A 20,140-nucleotide genomic window follows, 5' to 3' on the forward strand; every position below is an offset into this window, starting at 1 on the left:
GGGGCACAGATGGCGTACGAGGCGTACGGGAACGTACGACGCGAAACAGGAGTCCGAGCAGCACATGAGCGACGAGCCGCAGCCGCAGCAGCCGACCGAGGGCTGGGCACCGAGTGAACAGCCGGGGGAGGCCAAGATGCCCAAGCGCCCCAAGCGCACCGGCTGGCGGCGGCTGATCCCCACCTGGCGGATGGTGCTCGCCACCTTCGTCCTGGGCGTGCTCCTGCTCGTCGGCCTGTTCTACCTGGGCTACTCCACGGTCAAGATCCCGCCGGCCAACGCGCTCGCCACCAAGCAGTCCAACGTCTACCTCTACGCGGACGGCAGCGAGATCGCCCGCGACGGCGAGATCAACCGCGAGAACGTCGACCTCTCACAGATCTCCAAGGACGCCCAGCACGCGATCCTCGCCGCCGAGGACCGCGACTTCTACACCGAGTCCGCGGTCGACCCCAAGGCCATGCTGCGGGCCGGCTGGAACACCGCGACCGGCAAGGGCAAGCAGTCCGGCTCCACGATCACCCAGCAGTACGTGAAGAACTACTACCTCGCGCAGGAGCAGACCGCCAAGCGCAAGGTGAAGGAGTTCTTCATCGCGATCAAGCTGGACCGCGAGAAGTCCAAGGACGAGATCCTCGAGGGCTACCTCAACACCAGCTACTTCGGCCGCAACGCGTACGGCATCGAGGCCGCCGCCAAGGCCTACTACGGCATCGACGCCTCCGGACTGACCCCCGAGCAGGGCGCGTACCTCGCCGCGCTGGTCAACGCGCCCAGCGAGTACGACGTGATCGCCCACCCCGAGAACAAGAAGGCCGCCGAGGCCCGCTGGAACTACGTCCTGGACGGCATGGTCACCAAGGGCTGGCTCGACGAGTCCAAGCGCGAGGGCATGAAGTTCCCCACGCCGAAGGAGACCTCGGGCGCCGCCACCGGCATGTCCGGTCAGCGCGGCTACCTCGTCAACGCCATCAAGGACTATCTGCTCGACAACAAGATCGTCACCTCGGACCAGCTCGACGCCGGCGGCTACCAGATCACCACCACCATCCAGAAGAAGAAGCAGAACGCCTTCGTCGACGCCGTCAACGACAAGCTGATGGACAAGCTCGACAAGAAGAACCGCAAGGTCGACACCTACGTCCGCGCGGGCGGCGCCGCCGTCGACCCCAGAACCGGCAAGATACTCGCCATGTACGGCGGCATCGACTACATCAAGCAGTACACCAACAACGCCACCCGCCAGGACTTCCAGGTCGGCTCCACCTTCAAGCCGTTCGTGTTCACCTCCGCCGTCGAGAACGACTCCACCACCCAGGACGGCCGCACGATCACCCCGAACACGGTGTACGACGGCACCAACAAGCGCCCCGTGCAGGGCTGGAGCGGCGGCAGCTACGCCCCCGAGAACGAGGACTACGTCAACTACGGCAACATCACCGTGCGCCAGGCCACGGACAAGTCCGTGAACTCCGTGTACGCGCAGATGGCCGTCGACGTCGGCCCGTCCAAGGTCAAGCAGACCGCGATCGCCCTGGGTCTGCCCACCGACACCCCCGACCTCCAGCCGTACCCGTCGATCGCGCTCGGCACCGCCACCGCGAGCGTCCTCGACATGGCCGAGGCGTACGCCACGCTCGCCAACCACGGCAAGCACGGCACGTACACGATCATCGAGAAGCTCACCAAGGACGGCAAGACGGTCGAGCTGCCCAAGCGCAAGACCACCCAGGCCGTCAGCCGCGAGGCCGCCGACACCACCACCTCCGTCCTGCAGAGCGTGGTCAACCAGGGCACCGCCACCGCCGCCCTCGCCGCCGGCCGCCCCGCCGCCGGCAAGACCGGCACCGCCGAGGAGGACCAGGCCGCCTGGTTCGCCGGGTACACCCCCGACCTCGCCACCGTCGTCGCGGTGATGGGCCAGGACCCCGAGACCGCCGCCCACAAGTCCCTCAAGGGCGCCATGGGCCTCGCCCGCATCAACGGCGGCGGCGCGCCCACCGAGATCTGGGCGCAGTTCACCAAGGAGGCGCTGAAGAACACCGAGGCCCACTCCTTCGACCTCGACCTCCAGCCCGGTTCCGCGGACACCGGTCTCCCCTCCGGCGCCTCCTCGCCGAGCGCCACCACCGGCAGCGACGACGCCACCCCCGGCGGCCAGGACACCCAGGGCCAGACGCAGGGCCAGACCCAGGGCCAGACCAGCGGCGGCACCACGGACGGCGGCTCGACCACCTCCGGCACGACCGACGGCGGCACGACCGACGGCAGTACCTCCACCGGCACGACCGACGGAGGGACCACCGACGCCGGCACCACCACCGGCACCGGCGACGCGGGCACCACCACCGGTACCGGGGACGCGGGCACCACCACGGGCACCGGCGACACCGGCACCCCGGGCTCACAGGGCACGACGACGGGGACGGGGACGCAGCTCACGACCCGCAGAGAGATCGACTAGTGCCCGCTGGTCGCCTTGAGGCCGATCACGGCGACCAGCAGCAGGGAGACGAAGAAGATCCGGGCGGCGGTGACGGGCTCCCCCAGCACCGCCATCCCGAGCACCGCCGCACCGGCCGCCCCGATCCCCACCCAGACGCCGTAGGCGGTGCCGATGGGCAGGGAACGGGCGGCGTACGACAGCAGCAGCATGCTGGCGACGATCCCGGCGCCGGTGAGCACACTGGGCACGAGCCGGGTGAAACCGTCGGTGTACTTCATACCGATCGACCAGCCGACTTCGAGCAGACCGGCGAGGACGAGCAGGACCCAGGCCATGGGGCACCTCCGAGACGCGAGCGTTCTGTCTTCACGGGTGCGTCGTCTTTTCTTCCGTCCCGGTACGGCGCGTCTCGTCGGGCGCCTTCAAAGCTAGCAAAGGAACGGCAAAAGGGGCTGGTGACGATGGTCACCAGCCCCTTTCGGCCAATCATTCAGAGGTACACCTCGTTCAGAGGTACAGGCCGGTCGTGTCCTCCGAGCCCTCGAACCGGTCCGCGGCCACCGCGTGCAGGTCGCGCTCGCGCATCAGGACGTAGGCCACGCCCCGCACCTCCACCTCGGCCCGGTCCTCCGGGTCGTACAGGACCCGGTCGCCCGGCTCCACGGTCCGTACGTTCTGCCCCACGGCGACGACCTCCGCCCACGCCAGACGCCGGCCCACCGCCGCCGTCGCGGGGATCAGGATCCCGCCGCCGGAACGCCGCTCACCCTCGCTGGTGTCCTGCCGTACGAGGACACGGTCGTGGAGCATCCGGATGGGAAGCTTGTCGTGCTGAGGACCGCTGTGGTCGCTTCTGTTACCGCTCACGACTCGAACCTACCTGCCTTCGCCGTACGGGAGGGCTACCGGGTGGCTCCTCACGCCTTCCGTCGTCGGCCGCTCAGCGCGAGCAGGCCGACCACACCGACCACGACGAGCGCCACCGGCACGACCCGCTCCAGACGCGGCGCGCCGTCCTCGTCCACGAACTGCGCCCTGACGTCCGTCACCACCCGGTTGACCTGGACGTAGGCCTTGCCGAGGGTGTGGTCCACGTTGGCGACGACCTTGGCCTTGGCGTCCCCGACGATGGTCTTGGGGTGCACCCGCACCCCGATCTCGTCCAGTGTCTCGGCCAGCTTCGCACGGCGGGCCCTGATGTCCGCCTCGATCTGCGCCGGGGTTCTGGTGTCCGACGTGTCCGCCACGGTGAGGCCTCCGAAGTCAGCCGATACGTTGTTGCCGATACCTGTTCTGGACAGTCTGTCAGCTCTGCCCGCGACCGCACTGTCAGGACCCCCGGTTACGCTGGACCGATGAGCGAGCGACTCCAGCCCGGGGACGTGGCCCCCGCCTTCACCCTCCCCGACGCCGACGGCAACGAGGTGTCCCTGTCGGACCACAAGGGCCGCAAGGTCATCGTGTACTTCTACCCGGCGGCCCTGACCCCCGGGTGCACCAAGCAGGCCTGCGACTTCACCGACAACCTCGACCTCCTGGCCGACGCCGGCTACGACGTCATCGGCATCTCCCCGGACAGCCCCGGGAAGCTCGGGAAGTTCCGCGAGAAGGAGTCCCTGAAGGTCACCCTCCTGGCCGACCCCGAGAAGACGGCACTCGACGCGTACGGGGCCTTCGGCGAGAAGAAGAACTACGGCAAGACCTACCTCGGCGTCATCCGCTCCACGATCGTGGTCGACGAGGAGGGCAAGGTCGCCCACGCCTTCTACAACGTCCGCGCGACGGGCCACGTGGCCAAGATCATCAAGGACTTGGGGATCTGAGCCCCCGCTTCTGCGGCCTGCGCCGGGGTGACCCCGGCGCAGGCCGCTTTACGTTTCGGACGTGACTGTCCGACAAACGGTTCGCTACCCCAACTGGCATGCGGTCACCAGTACCTGGTGCAGGGGAGGCAGAAGGCGGCAAGCAACTCCCGGTACGATGGCAGACGGCTGGCGGCGGTGGTGCAATGGCGACACAGCAGACTTAGGATCTGTGGCCCTTGATCGGGCTTGAGGGTTCGAATCCCTTCCGCCGCACCTGAACGGCCTGCGCATCGAAGGATCGATACGCAGGCCGTTTCCATGCGCGAGTCAGCCCAGCAGCTCCCGAACCACCGGCACCAACCCCCGGAACGCCTTCCCCCGGTGGCTGATCGCGTTCTTCTCCTCGGCCGTCAGTTGCGCGCAGGTGCGTGACTCGCCGTCCGGCTGGAGGATCGGGTCGTAGCCGAAGCCGTTCGTGCCGGTGGGGGTGTGGCGCAGGACGCCCCTCAGGCGGCCCTCGACCACCCTCTCCGTGCCGTCCGGCAGCGCGAGCGCCGCCGCGCAGGCGAAGTGGGCGCCGCGGTGTTCGTCGGCGATGTCGGAGAGCTGGGCCAGGAGGAGTTCCAGGTTGGCCTTGTCGTCGCCGTGGGTGCCGGACCAGCGGGCGGAGAAGATGCCCGGGGCGCCGTTCAGGACGTCCACGCAGAGGCCGGAGTCGTCGGCGACGGCAGGCAGGCCGGTGGCCCGGGCGAGGGCATGGGCCTTGAGGAGGGCGTTCTCGGCGAACGTCACGCCGGTTTCCTTGACGTCGGGGATCTCCGGGTAGGCGTCCGCGCCGACGAGGTCGTGCGGGAGACCTGCGTCGGCGAGGATCGACCTGAGTTCGGTGATCTTTCCGGCGTTGCGGGTGGCGAGGATCAGGCGGGTCATGTCCCCAGTATCCCGAGCCCCACCACCGGTTTGTTACGGCGTGCAGACCTTGGTCAGTTCGCCGGCCGCGTCGGTGACCGGGCTGAGGTCGGGGGTGGCGTCGCCGTTGTCCACCGCCGTGCGGACGTTCTTCACGGCCGTGCCGAGGTCGTCGACGGCCTTGTTGACGTCGGCGTTGTCCGTCTTGTCGCCGATCTGGTCGAGGTCGTTCTCGATGGAGGTGAGGGACTCGTCGAGCTGGGTCGGGTCGTTCGACGCGTTCTCCACGGCCTGCTGGAGGTCGGTGACGCTGTCGGCGATGGCGTCGGCGGTCTGGACGCAGTCCAGCGCCTTGTTGACGGCGTCGCAGCCGGTCACCGTGAAGCCCAGGGTGAGGGCGACGGCCGCGGCGCTCGCGGCGATGGCGGTACGGCGGCCTCGGCCCCGGTGTCGGCGGCTCGCGGACATGGCCATTGCTGTGGTCCTCCCCGTTGGTGCACTGCTGCACATCCCGGCGCCGCGTACGGCGCGTACTGGCCAAGACGCCGCGGCGCGCGGTGAGGTTGCCACCGCACGCCGTTCCGCTTGGTTTCCCCTTTACTTTTCGAGGACGGTATCAAGTGCCGCGCGCTGCAGGGCGGTCAATTCCTTGCAGCCGGAGACCGCGAGGTCCAGCAGGGAGTTGAGTTCCTCGCGGGCGAAGGGTTCGGCCTCGGCGGTGCCCTGGACCTCGACGAAGCGGCCGTCGCCGGTGCAGACGACGTTCATGTCGGTCTCGGCCTTGACGTCCTCCTCGTAGCGGAGGTCGAGGAGGGGGACGCCGCCGACGATGCCGACGGAGACGGCGGAGACCGTGCCGACGAGGGGCTGGCGCCCGGCCCGGATCAGCTTCTTGCCCTGGGCCCAGGCGACGGCGTCGGCGAGGGCGACGTAGGCGCCGGTGATGGCGGCGGTGCGGGTGCCGCCGTCGGCCTGGAGGACGTCGCAGTCGAGGACGATGGTGTTCTCGCCGAGCGCCTTGTAGTCGATGACGGCGCGCAGGGAGCGGCCGATGAGGCGGGAGATCTCGTGGGTGCGGCCGCCGATCTTGCCGCGGACGGACTCGCGGTCGCCGCGGGTGTTGGTGGCGCGGGGGAGCATGGAGTACTCGGCGGTGACCCAGCCCTCGCCGCTGCCCTTGCGCCAGCGGGGGACGCCTTCGGTGACGGAGGCGGTGCAGAAGACCTTGGTGTCGCCGAAGGAGATGAGGACGGAGCCTTCTGCGTGCTTGCTCCAGCCGCGTTCGATGGTGACGGGGCGGAGCTGTTCGGGGGTGCGGCCGTCGATGCGTGACATGGCGCCGAGCCTAGCCGTACGGCGGGAAGGGGCTCCTCCCGTGGTGGGAGAAGCCCCTGACAGGTGACGCGGGGCGGTCACATCATGTCTTCGATCTCCGCGGCGATCGGGTCGGCGTCGGTGCCGATGACGACCTGGATGGCGGTGCCCATCTTGACGACGCCGTGGGCGCCGGCGGCCTTGAGGGCGGCGTCGTCGACGAGGGAGGGGTCGGAGACCTCGGTCCGCAGGCGGGTGATGCAGCCCTCGATCTCCTCGATGTTGTCGATGCCGCCGAGTCCGGCGACGATCTTCTCTGCCTTGGTGGCCATGTCGGTCTCCTCACGCACAGGTGGCCCAGCTTCGCGAGCGATTGTGTCGTGCGTACCGAAGGATGACGTCACAGCAACCCGATCGACAGCAACCCAATCGTCGGTAACTGGTCTACACCACAGGACAGGCGGTCGCCAACCCATGAGTTCACGCCCGGTCGGGAGCGTGAGGAAGAGTACGAAGACGTCACAAAGACATAGCGCCCGCACAGTGGGTTCCTTATGCGTTCTTCATCTGCTACAACATGGTCTACACCACTGAGTGGTGTAGACCATCACCCAGATGGAGGAACCATGACCACCGCCACCGCGCCATCGGCGGCCCCCGCGAAGAAGCGGGGATCCGGCCTGCTCCAGGGCCTGCAGAAGGTCGGCCGCAGCCTTCAGCTCCCCATCGCCGTCCTTCCGGCGGCGGGCATCCTGCTCCGCCTCGGGCAGGCGGACGTGCAAGACAAGCTCCACCTGCCCGACAAGGTCACGGCGGTGTTCGGCACGGCCGGCGGCGCCATCTTCGACAACCTCCCGATGCTGTTCTGCATCGGCGTCGCCATCGGTTTCGCCAAGAAGGCGGACGGCTCGACCGCCCTCGCCGCGCTGGTGGGCTTCCTGGTCTACAGCAATGTGCTGAAGGCGTTCCCGGTCACCGAGGCGAAGGTCCAGGCGGGCGCCGACATAGCCGCGACCTACAACAACCCCGGCGTCCTCGGCGGCATCCTGATGGGTCTGCTGTCGGCCGTGCTGTGGCAGCGGTACCACCGCAAGAAGCTGGTCGACTGGCTCGGCTTCTTCAACGGCCGCCGGCTGGTGCCGATCGTCATGGCCTTCGTCGGCACGCTCATGGGTGTCTTCTTCGGCCTGGTCTGGAAGCCGATCGGCGAGGGCATCTCGGACGTCGGCGAGTGGGTCACCGGTCTCGGTGCCTTCGGCGCCGCCCTGTTCGGCCTGATCAACCGTGCGCTGATCCCGGTCGGCATGCACCAGTTCGTGAACTCGGTCGCCTGGTTCCAGCTCGGTGACTTCAAGGAGGCCTCCGGCGACATCGTCCACGGCGACCTCACCCGCTTCTTCGCCGGGGACCCGACCGCCGGTCAGTTCATGTCGGGCTTCTTCCCGATCATGATGTTCGGTCTGCCGGCCGCCGCGCTCGCCATCGCCCACACCGCCCGCCCGGAGCGCCGCAAGGCCGTGCTGGGCATGATGATCTCGGTCGCGCTGACCTCGTTCGTGACCGGTGTGACCGAGCCGATCGAGTTCTCGTTCATGTTCATCGCCCCGCTGCTGTACGCCATCCACGCGGTGCTCACCGCCCTGTCGATGGCGGTCACCTGGGCGCTCGGCGTGCACACCGGCTTCACGTTCTCGGCGGGCTTCATCGACTACGCCCTGAACTGGAACCTGGCCACCAAGCCCTGGCTGATCATCCCGATCGGTCTGGTGTTCGGCGCGATCTACTACTTCGGGTTCCGCTTCGCCATCACGAAGTTCAACCTCCCCACCCCGGGCCGGGAGCCCGAGGAGGAGATCGAGGACATCACCAAGGCGTAAGCCGCGTCCCCCAAGGCGCGTGCCGCGCCGAGAAGGCCCCGGAGCAGCGTGCTCCGGGGCCTTCTCGTCCGCCGTGCGCCTGAACCTCGTACGGCAGGAGGGTGGATCTAGATCTCGTACGACACCCTCGGCGCCGCCAGCTCCACCGGGCCGTCGAAGACCTCCCGGGCGTCGGCGAGGTTGACCTGGGGGTCGGTCCACGGGGGGATGTGCGTCAGCACGAGGCGTCTCGCGCCGGCCCGGGCCGCCGTCTCGCCGGCCTCGCGGCCGTTGAGGTGGAGGTCGGGGATGTTCTCCTTGCCGTGGGTGAAGGCGGCCTCGCACAGGAAGAGATCGGTGTCGCGGGCGAGTTCCTCCAGGGCCGGGCTGAGGCCGGTGTCGCCCGAGTAGGTGAGCGACCGGCCGCCGTGCTCGACGCGGATGCCGTACGCCTCGACGGGATGGGCCACGCGTTCGGTGTGCACGGTGAACGGGCCGATCTCGAAGGTGGACGGCTTGACCGTGTGGAAGTCGAAGACCTCGCTCATCGAGGAGGCGGAGGGGGTGTCGGCGTAGGCCGTGGTCAGGCGGTGTTCGGTGCCTTCGGGGCCGTAGACCGGGATGGGGTCGCAGCGCCCGCCGTCGTGGCGGTAGTAGCGCGCGACGAAATAGGCGCACATGTCGATGCAGTGGTCGGCGTGCAGATGACTCAGGAAGATCGCGTCGAGGTCGTAGAGACCGCAGTGGCGCTGCAGCTCGCCGAGGGCGCCGTTGCCCATGTCGAGAAGCAGCCTGTAGCCGTCGGCCTCGACGAGGTAGCTCGAGCAGGCCGATTCCGCGGACGGGAACGACCCCGAGCAGCCGACGACGGTGAGCTTCATAAAGCAGAAACCTCCGCTGGCGGGATATGAAAGTGATGCGAGGGATATGGGGCGACGGGGGTCGTGCGGTTTGTCGAGCGTAAGGCGCAAAACCCCGGGTCGCTCCTCCGCCAGGGGCTGTTGTGGGCGAACTCACCTGCGCTGTCACCGGTTCGGCTGGACCAGGGGTGCGTGAGGCGCGAACGAGGGCGCGCGATGCCGTGCGCGCGCCGGTAACGTCGTGCGGTGGCCTGGGACGCGGGTCACTTCTCGCTCGGTCCGCCGGTCACCCGGACGGTGACCGCCCATTCCTGGATGCCCTTGCACGCGACCTGGCTCGGTCCGGTGGGGACGGCGCACAGGGGGCGGGAGGCGCTGAGGCGGGAGGTGCCGGCGGTCACCGCGTCATAGGCGGCGACGGCGTCGCCGGGCAGGACGACGATGCCGGCGTTGGTGGGTTCGAGCACGTCACCGGTGGTGGCGACGGCCGACCAGGGGCGTTCCTTCGTGCCGTCCAGGTTCAGGCGGAGCTGTCCGCCGACGGTCAGGCAGAAGGTGCGGCCGTCGTCGGCGGCGGTGAGTTCGGCGGGCGGGGTGGCGGTGCAGTCCTCGCCGGTGGCCGCCGCCGAGGAGGGCGGGGGTGCCGCGGCGCCGTCGCTCCCGGTGCCGCAGCCGGCGAAGGCGAGCGTCAGCACCATGAGGGCGAGGGCGGTGGTACGGGTCGTACGGCGCATGGGGGCCTCCTTTCTCCCCCTTCGACGTACCACCCGTACCCCCGGATCCGTGCCGGGCGTACGGGTGATATCGGTGATACGGGTGATACGGGTGACGTCGGTCCGGGTCAGCTGGTCGTGACGGCCGTGTCGTCGAGGACGAAGCTGGTCTGCAGGCTGGAGTCCTCGACACCGCTGAACTTCAGGGTGACCGTGGAGCCCGCGTAGGCGGACAGGTCGAGGGACTTCTGGGTGTAGCCGGTGGCGGCGTTGAGGTTGGAGTAGGTGGCCAGGGTCGTCGAGCCCGCCGTGACGGTGAGCTTGTCGTACTGCGTGCTGGTGGAGGTCTCGGCGGTGTCGACGTGCAGGTAGAAGGTGAAGGCCGCCTTGCAGCCGCTCGGGACGGTCACCGACTGGGAGAGCGTGTCGGTGTGCGAGGAGCCGTAGCCGTCCAGCCAGGCGTAGGAGGAGCCGGCGTGGGCGGACTCGCTGCTGGAGTTGGTGATGACGCCGGAGCTGGCGGTCCAGGTGGTGTTGCCGGACTCGAATCCGGGGTTGCCGAGCAGCTGGGCGGAGGTGCAGGTGCTGCTGGAGGAGCCGACGGTCCAGGTGAAGGAGGCCGAGCCGGAGGCGCCGGTGGAGTCGGTGGCGGTGACGGTGACCTGGTAGGTGCCGGCGGTGGAGGCGGTGCCGGAGATCTTGCCGGTGGAGCTGCCGATGGACAGGCCGGTGGGCAGGCCGGAGGCGCTGTAGGTGAGGGTGGCGCCCGCGCTGTCGGTGGCGCTGATCTGGAGGCCGGCCGAGCCGCCGGTGGTGGTGGACTGGCTGCCGGGGTTGGTGACGGTCACCGTGTTGCCGGCGGTGGTGCCGGCGGTGAAGGCGGTGGTGCCGTTGGGGGTGCCCCAGCCGGTCGGGCCGTCGTAGCCGGTGGTCGCGGTGCAGAAGTACGAGGTGGAGCAGGAGCCGTTGCTGCCGCTGGTGACGTCGTACAGGTTGCCGGTGTGGGAGTAGGGGTACTTCGCCGGGTAGTCACTGGAGCCCGGGGTGCCGGCCAGGGCGTAGACCCCGGCGATGATCGGGGCAGAGGCGCTGGTGCCGCCGTAGACCGCCCAGCCGGAGCCGCCGTAGGTGTCGTAGACGGCGACGCCGGTGGCCGGGTCGGCGACGGCGGAGACGTCGGACTCCATGCGCTTGGTGCAGCCGGTGTCGGTCTGCCAGCTCGGCTTGGGGTCGTAGGAGGAGCAGCCGGAGCCGGTGCCCTCGGTGCTGGAGGTCTTCCAGACGGACTCGGTCCAGCCGCGGGAGCTGGAGGACGTGGAGAGCGCGGTTCCGCCGACGGCGGTGACGTACTGGGAGGTGGCGGGGTACTCGGCGCCGTAGCCGGAGTCTCCGGCGCTCACCGTGATGGCGACGCCGGGGTGCTTGAAGTAGGAGGTGTCCTCGCCGGTCTGGGAGGAGGACTCGTCGCCGCCCCAGCTGTTGGAGACGAACTTGGCGCCGAGGGCGACGGCCTCGTTCTCGGCGGTGCCGAGGTCGGAGTCGGTGGCGGAGTTCGCTTCGACGAGGGTGATGTTGCAGTTGGGGCAGACGGCGCTGACCATGTCGAGGTCGAGGGCCTCCTCGCCGGCCCAGCCGCTGTCGTTGGTGGGCAGCGAGGTGGTGGAGCCGGTCTGGCTGACCTGCTTGAAGCAGCCGTTGGCCTTGGTGCAGGCGGACAGGCCGTAGGTGGAGCGGTAGGTGGCGAGGTCGGACTCGGCGTTGGGGTCGTTGTAGGCGTCGACGACGGCGACGGTCAGTCCGGAGCCGCCGGTCGAGGGCAGGTTGTAGGCGCTGTGCAGGTTGGCGGGGCTCAGGCCGGAGGGCGCGGCGGCCGCGGCGGCGAGGGCGGAGGCGAGGCGCTGCTTGATGTCGGTGCGGCGCTGGGCGAAGCAGGCGGCGTGGCCGGGGGCCGGGTCGGAGCACAGATGGGTGGTGGGGACCTTCTGTCCGGCCTTGCCGGTGGTGTGGACGGTCTGCCGGTCGGGGGCGGTGAGGGCCTTCGCGTTCTGGGTGGTGCGGGAGGTGGTCTGGGCACCGGGCTGGGCACCGGCCGCGGGGGCCGCGAGGAGTCCGGCGACGGTGAGGGTGAGGGCGGGGACGGCGACGCTCAGGAGTCTTCGCAGGCGTGACTCACGCATGGGTACTGCCTCCATCGGGAGTGGGGATCTCGTATGGGGTGCAGGCACGTGACGCGCGTAGCGGCGGACGGAGGCGCGGTCATGGGCATGACACTCAGGGGGACACAGATGACGACTGCGCGCAGAACGTAGCCCCGCCGGTCGGGCCACCGGCAGTACCCTCCGGCGTTCTTTGCCGCCCCATAGGAAGCGTTTAGCCCCCTCATAGGAGGGGGCTGGCGCGTGGTTGAGGAGTCCTATGCCGGACCTATGCCTGACCGGTTCATGCCCAGAGCTGACCCTGGAGCGTCTCGATGGCCTCCTCGGTGGTGGCCGCCGTGTAGACACCGGTGGAGAGGTACTTCCAGCCGCCGTCCGCGACGACGAACACGATGTCCGCGCTCTCCCCCGCCTTGACGGCCTTCTTCCCGACGCCGATCGCGGCGTGCAGCGCGGCGCCCGTGGAGACACCGGCGAAGATGCCCTCCTGCTGCAGGAGTTCACGGGTGCGGGTCACGGCGTCCGCCGAGCCGACCGAGAACCGGGTGGTGAGGACGGAGGCGTCGTACAGCTCCGGTACGAAGCCCTCGTCGAGGTTGCGCAGGCCGTACACCAGGTCGTCGTAGCGCGGCTCGGCGGCGACGATCCTGACGTCCGGTTTGTGCTCGCGCAGATAGCGGCCGACGCCCATCAGGGTGCCGGTGGTGCCGAGGCCCGCCACGAAGTGGGTGACCGAGGGCAGGTCGGCGAGGATCTCCGGGCCGGTCGTCGCGTAGTGGGCGCCGGCGTTGTCCGGGTTGCCGTACTGGTAGAGCATCACCCAGTCGGGGTGCTCGGCGGCGAGTTCCTTGGCGACGCGCACGGCGGTGTTGGAGCCGCCCGCGGCCGGCGAGGAGATGATCTCGGCGCCCCACATCGCGAGCAGGTCCCGGCGCTCCTGCGAGGTGTTCTCGGGCATCACGCACACGATGCGGTAGCCCTTGAGCTTGGCCGCCATGGCGAGCGAGATGCCGGTGTTGCCGCTCGTCGGCTCCAGGATGGTGCAGCCGGGGGTGAGCCGGCCGTCCTTCTCCGCCTGCTCGACCATGTGCAGGGCGGGGCGGTCCTTGACCGAGCCGGTGGGGTTGCGGTCCTCCAGCTTGGCCCAGATGCGGACGTCGGCGGACGGCGACAGCCGCGGCAGGCGCACCAGAGGGGTGTTGCCCACCGCGGCCAGCGGGGAGTCGTAACGCATGCCGGGTCTGCCGGCCTAGGCCATGCCGCCGGCCACGGCCGGCAGGATCGTCACGGTGTCGCCGTCGGACAGCTTGGTGTTGATGCCGTCGACGAAGCGGACGTCCTCGTCGTTCAGGTAGACGTTGACGAAGCGGCGCAGCTTGCCCTCGTCCACGATCCGGGCGTGGATGCCCGCGTGCCGGGTCTCGAGGTCGTTGAAGAGGTCGGCGAGGGTGTCACCGCTGCCCTCCACCGCCTTCTGACCGTCGGTGTACTGGCGGAGGATGGTGGGGATGCGGACCTCGATGGCCATGGCTCAGGGCTCCTGTCGGAAGGAAGGTGTGGGCTGCGCGGGATACGTGCGTGGTGAGACATCGCCGCGGCTCACGGCCGTACGGCGGCAGGGGTCTGCGTCAACAGATGGCGCTGGCCAGCCTGCACAGGTCGACGTGCAGCCGCGCCACGAGCAGTGCGCCCGGCGTCTTCTCGCTCACGTCGTTCAGAACCATGGGCTCATCGTATCGATTCCCGTCCCGGCTTCCGGAATGTGATCCCACATGGTGGACGGAATCGGGCCGGTGCGTGAGATCGGTCAGGCGGAGCTGCGGCGGACCAGCCGGGTCGGCACCACGACGGACGCCTCCGGACCGGTGTGCTCGAACAGCAGCCGGGCCATGAGGCGGCCCATCTCCGGCACGTCCTGGTGGACGGTGGTGAGCGGCGGGTCGGTGGTCTCGGCGATGGACGTCAGATCGTCGAAGCCGACCACGGCCACGTCCTCCGGCACCCGCCGCCCGCGCTCGCGCAGCGTCTGGAGTGCTCCGGAGGCCATGAAGTCGGAGGCGACGAAGACGGCGTCCAGATCGGGCCGGCGGTCCAGCAGGGCGGCCATCGCCCCGGCGCCGCCCTCCCGGCTGTAGTCGGCCTTCTGCACGAGGTCGGACGGGGCGCCGGGCAGGACGTCCCGGTAGCCGGCGAGCCGGTCGGCGGCGGAGGTCTCCTGGTCGTAGGGGCCGGCGACGGTCGCGATCCGGCGGCGGCCGAGGCCGGCCAGGTGCCGGACGGCCAGCCGGGCTCCCCCGCGGTTGTCGCCGTCGACGTAGGCGTGCCCCGGGACGGTGGCGCCCTCGCGCAGCAGGGGGCGGCCGCCGAAGACGGCGGGGAGGTCGAGCCGGTCCATCATCGTGTGGAGGCGGTCGCCGGGGCGCAGCGAGAAGAGCACGGCGCCGTCGACATGGCCGCCGGCGAGATAGGCGGCCACGCGCGCGTAGTCGTCCGGTTCCTCCAGGAAGAGCAGGACGGCCTGGGCGCCGTGCGCGGCGAGCTCGCGGCGCACCCCGCGCAGCAGGAGGTCGAAGAAGGGGTCGAGGAAGAGCCGGCCCTCGGGCGGGGTGGCGACGACCGCGATGGCGTCGGTGCGGCGGGTGACCAGCTGGCGGGCGGCCTGGTTGGGGACGTACCCCAGCTCGCCGATCACCTCGGTGACCCGTGCGATCACCTCGGCGCTCACCCGGGCCTCCCCGTTCACCACCCGCGACACGGTGGACCGCGACACCCCCGCCCGCCGTGCGACGTCCTCGAGCGTGGGGCGCCGTGCGTTCGTCCGCTGGGTCAACACCGTCTCCGTGAGCGTGAGTTGAAGGGTCACCTGGCGGAAACGGTAACGGTGGTGAAGCCCGTCCCCGAGTTCTTTTCGACGTGTTCTCCCGAAGGAGGAAACCCTTGCTCCTCAGCGATGCCGACGGTCTGTTCGCCACCCTGGCCGCGCTGCGGCTGCCCCGTGGCGAGTACGTCGTCTGCGGGTCCGCCGCCCTCTATGTGCGCGGGCTGCGGGCGCGGATGGGAGACCTCGACGTGCTCGCGCGGGGCGCGGCCTGGGAGCGGGCGCTCGCTCTGGGCGCGCCCGGGCCGACGGTCTCGGGGTACGGGCTGAGGGTGGTCCATCCCACGGCGGCGATCGAGATCATGGACCGGTGGACGCCGGGCTGGTCGACGGACCGGCTCATCGACGACGCCGACGTCATCGACGGGGTGCCGTTCATGCGGCTGGGCGATGTGCTGCGCTGGAAGCTCGCCGCCGACCGGCCGAAGGACCGGGCCGACATCGCGGCGATCCGGCATCTGCACCGGGTGTGGGCCGGGGCGGCGGCACCGCTGGCGCCGCCGGGTCCGGGGGCCGGCGAGGGGGGTCAGTAGGCCTCGACGATCCGGACCTCCTCCTCGGTGACCTCGCCCTCCACGATGCGGAAGGAGCGGAACTGGAAGTCGCCGAGGCCGTCGGTGTCGCGGGTGGAGACGAGGACGTAGTGGGCGCCGGGTTCGTTGGCGTAGGAGATGTCCGTGCGGGAGGGGTGGGCCTCGGTGGCGGTGTGGGAGTGGTAGATGACCACCGGCTCCTCGTCGCGGTCGTCCATCTCGCGGTAGAGCTTGAAGAGGTCCCCGGAGTCGAACTCGTAGAACGTGGGAGACATCGCCGCGTTCAGCATGGGGATGAAGCGCTCGGGGCGGTCGGAGCCGGCCGGCCCGGCGACGACGCCGCACGCCTCGTCGGGGTGGTCCTTGCGCGCGTGGGCGACGATCTGGTCGACGAGGGCCTGGGTGATGGTCAGCATGTTCGTCAGGATAGACAGAGGGGCCGTTCCGTACCGGGGTGCGGTACGGAACGGCCCACATGGCGGACGCCCTGAGCGACAGCCGCCGGGGGCGCCACGAGTGCTCCCTACGGCCGGACGTCCTGGAGTGGATCGGCGGAACGGCTCAGCCGATCTTCTCGAGCTCCGGCTCGCGGCGGCTCGTGACCTCCGGGTTGCGGCCCTTGAGGACCGCCCAGCCGACGCCGAGCGCGGCGGCCCAGCCGGCCATCACGTACAGGCAGATCCGGGAGTCGGCGTCGTAGGCGATCAGGCAGGTGACGAAGAGCAGGAAGGCGATGGCCACCCAGCTGAACACCGCGCCGCCCGGCGCCGGGAAGGAGGAGGCCGGCAGCCGGCCCGCGTCGACCGCGCGGCGGTAGAGGACATGGCTGACCAGGATCATCAGCCAGGTCCAGATGCCGGCCGCGGTGGCGACGGAGGTGACGTAGGCGAAGGCCTTCTCCGGGACGACGTAGTTGAGGAGCACGCCGATGCCCATGAAGAGGACCGAGACCGTGATGCCGAAGGCCGGGGTCTTGGTGGCGGACAGCTTGCGGAAGGCCGCCGGGGCCTCACCGCTGTCGGCCAGGTTGCGCAGCATGCGGCCGGTGGAGTACATGCCGGAGTTGCAGGAGGACAGGGCCGCGGTCAGGACGACGAAGTTGACGATGCCGGCGCCGGCCGGGATGCCGATCTTCGCGAAGGCCTCGACGAACGGCGAGACGCCCGGGGCGAACTCGGTCCACTTCACGACGCACAGGATGACGGTGAGCGCGCCGACGTAGAACAGGGCGATGCGCCACGGGAGGGTGTTGATGGCCTTCGGGAGCGTCTTCTCCGGGTTCTCGGACTCGCCCGCCGTGACGCCGACCAGCTCGACCGCGAGGTAGGCGAACATCACGCCCTGGAGGGTCATCAGGGAGGAGCCGATGCCCTTGGGGAAGAAGCCGTCGAACTGGTAGAGGTTCGCGACCGACGCGGTGTCACCCGCGCTGCTGAAGCCGAAGGTCAGCACGCCGAGACCGATGACGATCATGCCGATCAGGGCGGTGACCTTGACCATCGAGAACCAGAACTCCAGCTCGCCGAAGAGCTTCACGGAGATCAGGTTCACCCCGAAGAGGATCACCAGGAAGACCAGCGCGGTCACCCATTGCGGGACGGCCGGGAACCAGTAGTTGACGTAGATCGCGGCGGCCGTCAGCTCGGCCATGCCGGTGACGACCCACATCAGCCAGTACGTCCAGCCGGTGAAGTAGCCGAAGAACGGACCGAGGAACTCGCGGGAGTACTCCGCGAAGGAGCCCGAGACCGGGCGGTACAGCAGCAGCTCACCGAGCGCCCGCATGATGAAGAAGACGATCGCGCCCGCGAGGGCGTACATGAGGATGAGGCTGGGACCGGCCTTGGCGATGTTCGCGCCGGCGCCCAGGAAGAGCCCGACGCCGATGGCGCCGCCGATCGCGATCATCTGGACCTGGCGGCTGCCGAGTCCGCGTTCGTACCCCTCTTCGGGCGCCGTGTCGGCGCCGTTGCCGTCCGTGTCGACCTGAGCGGAGGTCATGTGTGTGGTGCGCCTTTCTCCATGCCGACCCGGGCCTCTCGTCGGCCTCGGATCGGGTTTCGATCCCCCCGGATTGATGGAGCGGTGCCTGGCCGATGGTGGTCGGCTCGGTGGCGCACCCGGCGGAACATACGGGTGGTGTTCGCCGGGCGGTCGTGAAGATTTATCACGCCTGTAACAGTGATCGCCTCGGGATCATGTGGCGCACGACACGAGAAGAAGCGGACGAACATGACACAAAGAGGACACTCCCGGCCGTCGCGGTGATGCGATCGTTATCCGGATTTGAGCGTCCTCTGAGCGAACAAGAATGCGTACGAACTACGGCATAAGGGTCGTCACCAGGGTCTCCTGGAGCCCGCCCAGCCACAGGTACGCCATCACCATCGGCTTGCGCGGGTCCTCGTCCGGCAGCCGGTACAGGACGTCGGTGTCGTCCTCGTCGGTGATCTCCAGCCGGGCGCCGATCGCCAGCCGCAGGTCGTTGAGCGCGCCGAGCCACTGCCGGGACTCCCCGGGCGCGAGCTTCAGCACCGCGCCGCCCTCGCCGGCCGCCTCGGAGGCCAGCGCGTCCAGGGTGCGGACCACCGCGAGGGCGTTCTCGCGCTTGCCCGCCCTGAGGTCGTTCTCGGTGTAGCGGCGGAACTCGGCGGAGTGCGCCTTCTGCTCGTCCGCCTGCCGCGGCCCCGGGGTGCCCTCCGGGTCGGTGTAGGCGTCCGGGAAGAGCCGGCGGAGCACCGGGTCGGCGGGGGGCTCGCTCGGGCCCTCCGCGAAGAGCTCGGCGAGCGGGTCGTCGGAGGCGTCCTCGGCGGGGCCGGGGCCGATCAGTTCCAGCAGCTGCACGGCCAGCGACCGGATGATGGAGATCTCGACGTCGTCGAGCGCGACGGCCGCGCCGCCGCCGGGAAGCGGTTCGAAGTGTCCAGGCATCAGTGAGGAGGCTACTTCCGGTCCTGCTGAAGGGTGGCCCACAGCCCATAGCCGTGCATGGCCTGCACGTCGCGTTCCATCTCCTCGCGAGAGCCGCTGGAGACGACCGCCCGGCCCTTGTGGTGGACGTCGAGCATGAGCTTGGTGGCCTTGTCCTTGGTATAGCCGAAGTACGTCTGGAAGACGTACGTCACATAGCTCATGAGGTTGACCGGGTCGTTGTGGACGATGGTGACCCAGGGGACGTCCGGCTCGGGGACGGCGTAGACCTCCTCCGCCGACTCGGTGCGTTCGATCTCAAGGGGAGCGGGTGACGTCACAAGGCCCATGCTGCCACGGGCCCCACAAATCGTCACACTGACACAAAGGGGTGTAGCATCTGTCGTCATGAACACAGCGGACCTTGGGCTGCCGGTGGACGTCCCCTCTACGGCGCTCTTCACGGACCAGTACGAGCTGACCATGCTGCAGGCCGCGCTCAAGGCCGGCACGGCCGAGCGGCGCAGCGTGTTCGAGGTCTTCACCCGGCGGCTGCCGGAGGGGCGGCGCTACGGCGTCGTCGCGGGCACCGGGCGGGTCCTGGACGCGGTCGAGAACTTCCGCTTCGACCAGGACGTCCTGCGCTTCCTGCGCCGCCGCTCCATCGTCGACGACGAGACACTGGACTGGCTGGCCGCCTACCGCTTCTCGGGTGACATCTGGGGCTACCCGGAGGGCGAGGTCTACTTCCCCGGGTCGCCGATCCTGCGGGTCGAGGGGTCCTTCGCCGAGTGCGTGCTGCTGGAGACGGTGGTCCTGTCCATCCTCAACCACGACTCCGCGATCGCGGCGGCCGCCTCCCGGATGTCCTCGGCCGCCGGCGGCCGGCCGCTGATCGAGATGGGCGCCCGCCGCACCCACGAGCTGGCCGCGGTCGCCGCGAGCCGCGCCGCGTACGTCGGCGGCTTCACCTCCACCTCCGACCTGGCCGCCGGTTTCCGCTACGGCATCCCGACCGTCGGCACCAGCGCCCACGCCTTCACCCTGCTGCACGACAGCGAGCGGGACGCCTTCCGGGCCCAGGTCGACTCCCTCGGCGGCGGCACCACCCTGCTCGTCGACACCTACGACGTCGCCGAGGCCGTCCGTACGGCGGTGGAGGTGGCCGGGCCCGAGCTGGGCGCCGTCCGCATCGACTCCGGCGACCTGCTGCTGGTCGCCCACCGGGTGCGCCAGCAGCTCGACGCGCTGGGCGCCACCGGCACCCGGATCATCGTCACCTCCGACCTCGACGAGTACGCCATCGCCTCGCTGGCGGCGGCGCCCGTGGACGCGTACGGCGTCGGGACGCAGCTGGTGACCGGGTCCGGGCATCCCACCTGCTCGATGGTCTACAAGCTGGTCGCGCGCGCCGAGTCCGCCGATCCGAAGGCGCCGCTGGTGCCGGTCGCGAAGCGGTCGACGGGCGGCAAGACGTCCATCGGCGGCCGCAAGTGGGCGGCCCGGCGGCCGGACGCGGACGGGGTGGCCGAGGCCGAGGTCGTCGGCACCGGCCCGGTGCCGGCCGGCCTCGCGGACCGGCAGCTGCTGGTGGAGCTGGTCAGGGGCGGCGCCGTGGTCGGCCGCGAGCCGCTGGACGCCGTACGCGACCGCCACACGGCGGCCCTCGCCGACCTGCCCCTGTCCGCCACCCAGCTCTCCCGGGGGGAGCCGGTGCTGGCGACGGAGTACTTCCAGGAACGCTAGAAGGGCCCCAGGGC

The 20,140-nt window shown here is 69.8% G+C and carries 23 protein-coding genes, 1 tRNA gene and 1 riboswitch; of the genes, 6 read left to right on the forward strand and 18 right to left on the reverse strand.

What is annotated here, in order from left to right; all coding sequences use genetic code 11:
• The first annotated feature begins 64 nt into the window (after positions 1-64).
• On the forward strand, positions 65-2,464 hold the full coding sequence (locus ACYQ8Q_RS18115) for a transglycosylase domain-containing protein (protein WP_460066179.1): 2,400 nt from the start codon (positions 65-67) through the stop codon (positions 2,462-2,464).
• On the opposite strand, the gene ACYQ8Q_RS18120 is transcribed toward ACYQ8Q_RS18115, so the two are convergent.
• From ACYQ8Q_RS18120 to ACYQ8Q_RS18130, 3 genes are all read right to left on the reverse strand, one after another.
• A complete protein-coding gene (locus tag ACYQ8Q_RS18120) occupies positions 2,461-2,781 on the reverse strand; it encodes a DMT family transporter (protein ID WP_460066181.1) in 321 nt (106 codons plus the stop codon). The genes ACYQ8Q_RS18115 and ACYQ8Q_RS18120 overlap by 4 nt on opposite strands.
• Positions 2,782-2,817: 36 nt before the next feature.
• A riboswitch (guanidine-III (ykkC-III) riboswitch) is annotated at positions 2,818-2,880 on the reverse strand.
• 73 nt (positions 2,881-2,953) lie between these two features.
• The gene (locus tag ACYQ8Q_RS18125) at positions 2,954-3,256 is read right to left on the reverse strand and encodes a GroES family chaperonin (protein ID WP_162252535.1); all 303 of its coding nucleotides are present in this window, start codon (positions 3,254-3,256) and stop codon (positions 2,954-2,956) included.
• Between the two features lie 107 nt (positions 3,257-3,363).
• Positions 3,364-3,693 (reverse strand): DUF3618 domain-containing protein, encoded by a 330-nt coding sequence (locus ACYQ8Q_RS18130; RefSeq protein WP_460066182.1) that lies wholly within the window; start codon positions 3,691-3,693, stop codon positions 3,364-3,366.
• Between the two features lie 108 nt (positions 3,694-3,801).
• Between ACYQ8Q_RS18130 and bcp the strand changes: the two genes are divergently transcribed.
• Positions 3,802-4,269: a thioredoxin-dependent thiol peroxidase gene (bcp, locus tag ACYQ8Q_RS18135; protein WP_460066183.1), complete on the forward strand. Its 468-nt coding sequence runs from the start codon at positions 3,802-3,804 to the stop codon at positions 4,267-4,269.
• A gap of 171 nt (positions 4,270-4,440) precedes the next feature.
• Positions 4,441-4,524, forward strand: a tRNA-Leu gene (locus ACYQ8Q_RS18140).
• Positions 4,525-4,578: 54 nt separating this feature from the next.
• Here ACYQ8Q_RS18140 and rdgB read toward each other — a convergent pair.
• From rdgB to ACYQ8Q_RS18160, 4 genes are all read right to left on the reverse strand, one after another.
• Entirely contained in the window at positions 4,579-5,181 is a 603-nt protein-coding gene (rdgB, locus tag ACYQ8Q_RS18145; protein ID WP_460066184.1) for an RdgB/HAM1 family non-canonical purine NTP pyrophosphatase, read from the reverse strand.
• A 33-nt stretch (positions 5,182-5,214) separates the two neighbouring features.
• A complete protein-coding gene (locus tag ACYQ8Q_RS18150; RefSeq protein WP_460073374.1) occupies positions 5,215-5,628 on the reverse strand; it encodes a hypothetical protein in 414 nt (137 codons plus the stop codon).
• A gap of 129 nt (positions 5,629-5,757) precedes the next feature.
• On the reverse strand, positions 5,758-6,495 hold the full coding sequence (gene rph, locus ACYQ8Q_RS18155) for a ribonuclease PH (protein WP_460066185.1): 738 nt from the start codon (positions 6,493-6,495) through the stop codon (positions 5,758-5,760).
• A gap of 77 nt (positions 6,496-6,572) precedes the next feature.
• On the reverse strand, positions 6,573-6,806 hold the full coding sequence (locus ACYQ8Q_RS18160; protein WP_067243776.1) for a glucose PTS transporter subunit EIIB: 234 nt from the start codon (positions 6,804-6,806) through the stop codon (positions 6,573-6,575).
• Between the two features lie 294 nt (positions 6,807-7,100).
• Between ACYQ8Q_RS18160 and ACYQ8Q_RS18165 the strand changes: the two genes are divergently transcribed.
• Positions 7,101-8,351, forward strand: coding sequence for a PTS transporter subunit EIIC (locus ACYQ8Q_RS18165; RefSeq protein WP_460066186.1), 1,251 nt, complete (start codon positions 7,101-7,103; stop codon positions 8,349-8,351).
• A gap of 107 nt (positions 8,352-8,458) precedes the next feature.
• On the opposite strand, the gene ACYQ8Q_RS18170 is transcribed toward ACYQ8Q_RS18165, so the two are convergent.
• The 7 genes from ACYQ8Q_RS18170 to ACYQ8Q_RS18200 all read right to left on the reverse strand — a co-directional run bounded on the left by ACYQ8Q_RS18170 (position 8,459) and on the right by ACYQ8Q_RS18200 (position 14,889).
• Positions 8,459-9,211: an MBL fold metallo-hydrolase gene (locus ACYQ8Q_RS18170; protein ID WP_460066187.1), complete on the reverse strand. Its 753-nt coding sequence runs from the start codon at positions 9,209-9,211 to the stop codon at positions 8,459-8,461.
• A gap of 242 nt (positions 9,212-9,453) precedes the next feature.
• Positions 9,454-9,924, reverse strand: coding sequence for a hypothetical protein (locus ACYQ8Q_RS18175; protein WP_460066188.1), 471 nt, complete (start codon positions 9,922-9,924; stop codon positions 9,454-9,456).
• Positions 9,925-10,031: 107 nt separating this feature from the next.
• Positions 10,032-12,080, reverse strand: a complete 2,049-nt coding sequence (locus ACYQ8Q_RS18180; protein ID WP_460066189.1) for a putative Ig domain-containing protein — start codon at positions 12,078-12,080, stop codon at positions 10,032-10,034.
• 262 nt (positions 12,081-12,342) lie between these two features.
• Complete coding sequence (locus ACYQ8Q_RS18185; RefSeq protein ID WP_358986315.1) at positions 12,343-13,293, reverse strand: PLP-dependent cysteine synthase family protein; 951 nt, start codon at positions 13,291-13,293, stop codon at positions 12,343-12,345.
• Between the two features lie 15 nt (positions 13,294-13,308).
• The gene (locus tag ACYQ8Q_RS18190; protein ID WP_055638087.1) at positions 13,309-13,587 is read right to left on the reverse strand and encodes a MoaD/ThiS family protein; all 279 of its coding nucleotides are present in this window, start codon (positions 13,585-13,587) and stop codon (positions 13,309-13,311) included.
• Positions 13,588-13,687: 100 nt separating this feature from the next.
• Positions 13,688-13,783 (reverse strand): putative leader peptide, encoded by a 96-nt coding sequence (locus ACYQ8Q_RS18195; protein WP_020132206.1) that lies wholly within the window; start codon positions 13,781-13,783, stop codon positions 13,688-13,690.
• Between the two features lie 83 nt (positions 13,784-13,866).
• Positions 13,867-14,889 carry a LacI family DNA-binding transcriptional regulator gene (locus tag ACYQ8Q_RS18200; protein WP_460073376.1) on the reverse strand — a complete coding sequence of 341 codons (1,023 nt, stop codon included), beginning with the start codon at positions 14,887-14,889 and terminating at the stop codon, positions 13,867-13,869.
• A 107-nt stretch (positions 14,890-14,996) separates the two neighbouring features.
• Here ACYQ8Q_RS18200 and ACYQ8Q_RS18205 point away from each other — a divergent pair, with 107 nt between their 5' ends.
• Complete coding sequence (locus ACYQ8Q_RS18205; protein ID WP_460066190.1) at positions 14,997-15,470, forward strand: hypothetical protein; 474 nt, start codon at positions 14,997-14,999, stop codon at positions 15,468-15,470.
• On the opposite strand, the gene ACYQ8Q_RS18210 is transcribed toward ACYQ8Q_RS18205, so the two are convergent.
• The 4 genes from ACYQ8Q_RS18210 to clpS all read right to left on the reverse strand — a co-directional run bounded on the left by ACYQ8Q_RS18210 (position 15,464) and on the right by clpS (position 18,730).
• Positions 15,464-15,886 (reverse strand): M67 family metallopeptidase, encoded by a 423-nt coding sequence (locus ACYQ8Q_RS18210; protein WP_055638084.1) that lies wholly within the window; start codon positions 15,884-15,886, stop codon positions 15,464-15,466. The two genes, ACYQ8Q_RS18205 and ACYQ8Q_RS18210, sit on opposite strands and share 7 nt — an antisense overlap.
• Positions 15,887-16,031: 145 nt before the next feature.
• Positions 16,032-17,471 carry an amino acid permease gene (locus ACYQ8Q_RS18215; RefSeq protein WP_460066191.1) on the reverse strand — a complete coding sequence of 480 codons (1,440 nt, stop codon included), beginning with the start codon at positions 17,469-17,471 and terminating at the stop codon, positions 16,032-16,034.
• Between the two features lie 321 nt (positions 17,472-17,792).
• Positions 17,793-18,401, reverse strand: a complete 609-nt coding sequence (locus ACYQ8Q_RS18220) for a DUF2017 domain-containing protein (RefSeq protein WP_460066192.1) — start codon at positions 18,399-18,401, stop codon at positions 17,793-17,795.
• 11 nt (positions 18,402-18,412) lie between these two features.
• The gene (clpS, locus tag ACYQ8Q_RS18225; RefSeq protein ID WP_358986298.1) at positions 18,413-18,730 is read right to left on the reverse strand and encodes an ATP-dependent Clp protease adapter ClpS; all 318 of its coding nucleotides are present in this window, start codon (positions 18,728-18,730) and stop codon (positions 18,413-18,415) included.
• A gap of 58 nt (positions 18,731-18,788) precedes the next feature.
• Between clpS and ACYQ8Q_RS18230 the strand changes: the two genes are divergently transcribed.
• Positions 18,789-20,126: a nicotinate phosphoribosyltransferase gene (locus ACYQ8Q_RS18230; protein WP_460066193.1), complete on the forward strand. Its 1,338-nt coding sequence runs from the start codon at positions 18,789-18,791 to the stop codon at positions 20,124-20,126.
• The last annotated feature ends 14 nt before the right edge of the window (positions 20,127-20,140 follow it).

The organism is Streptomyces sp. YKOK-I1 (assembly GCF_054660435.1).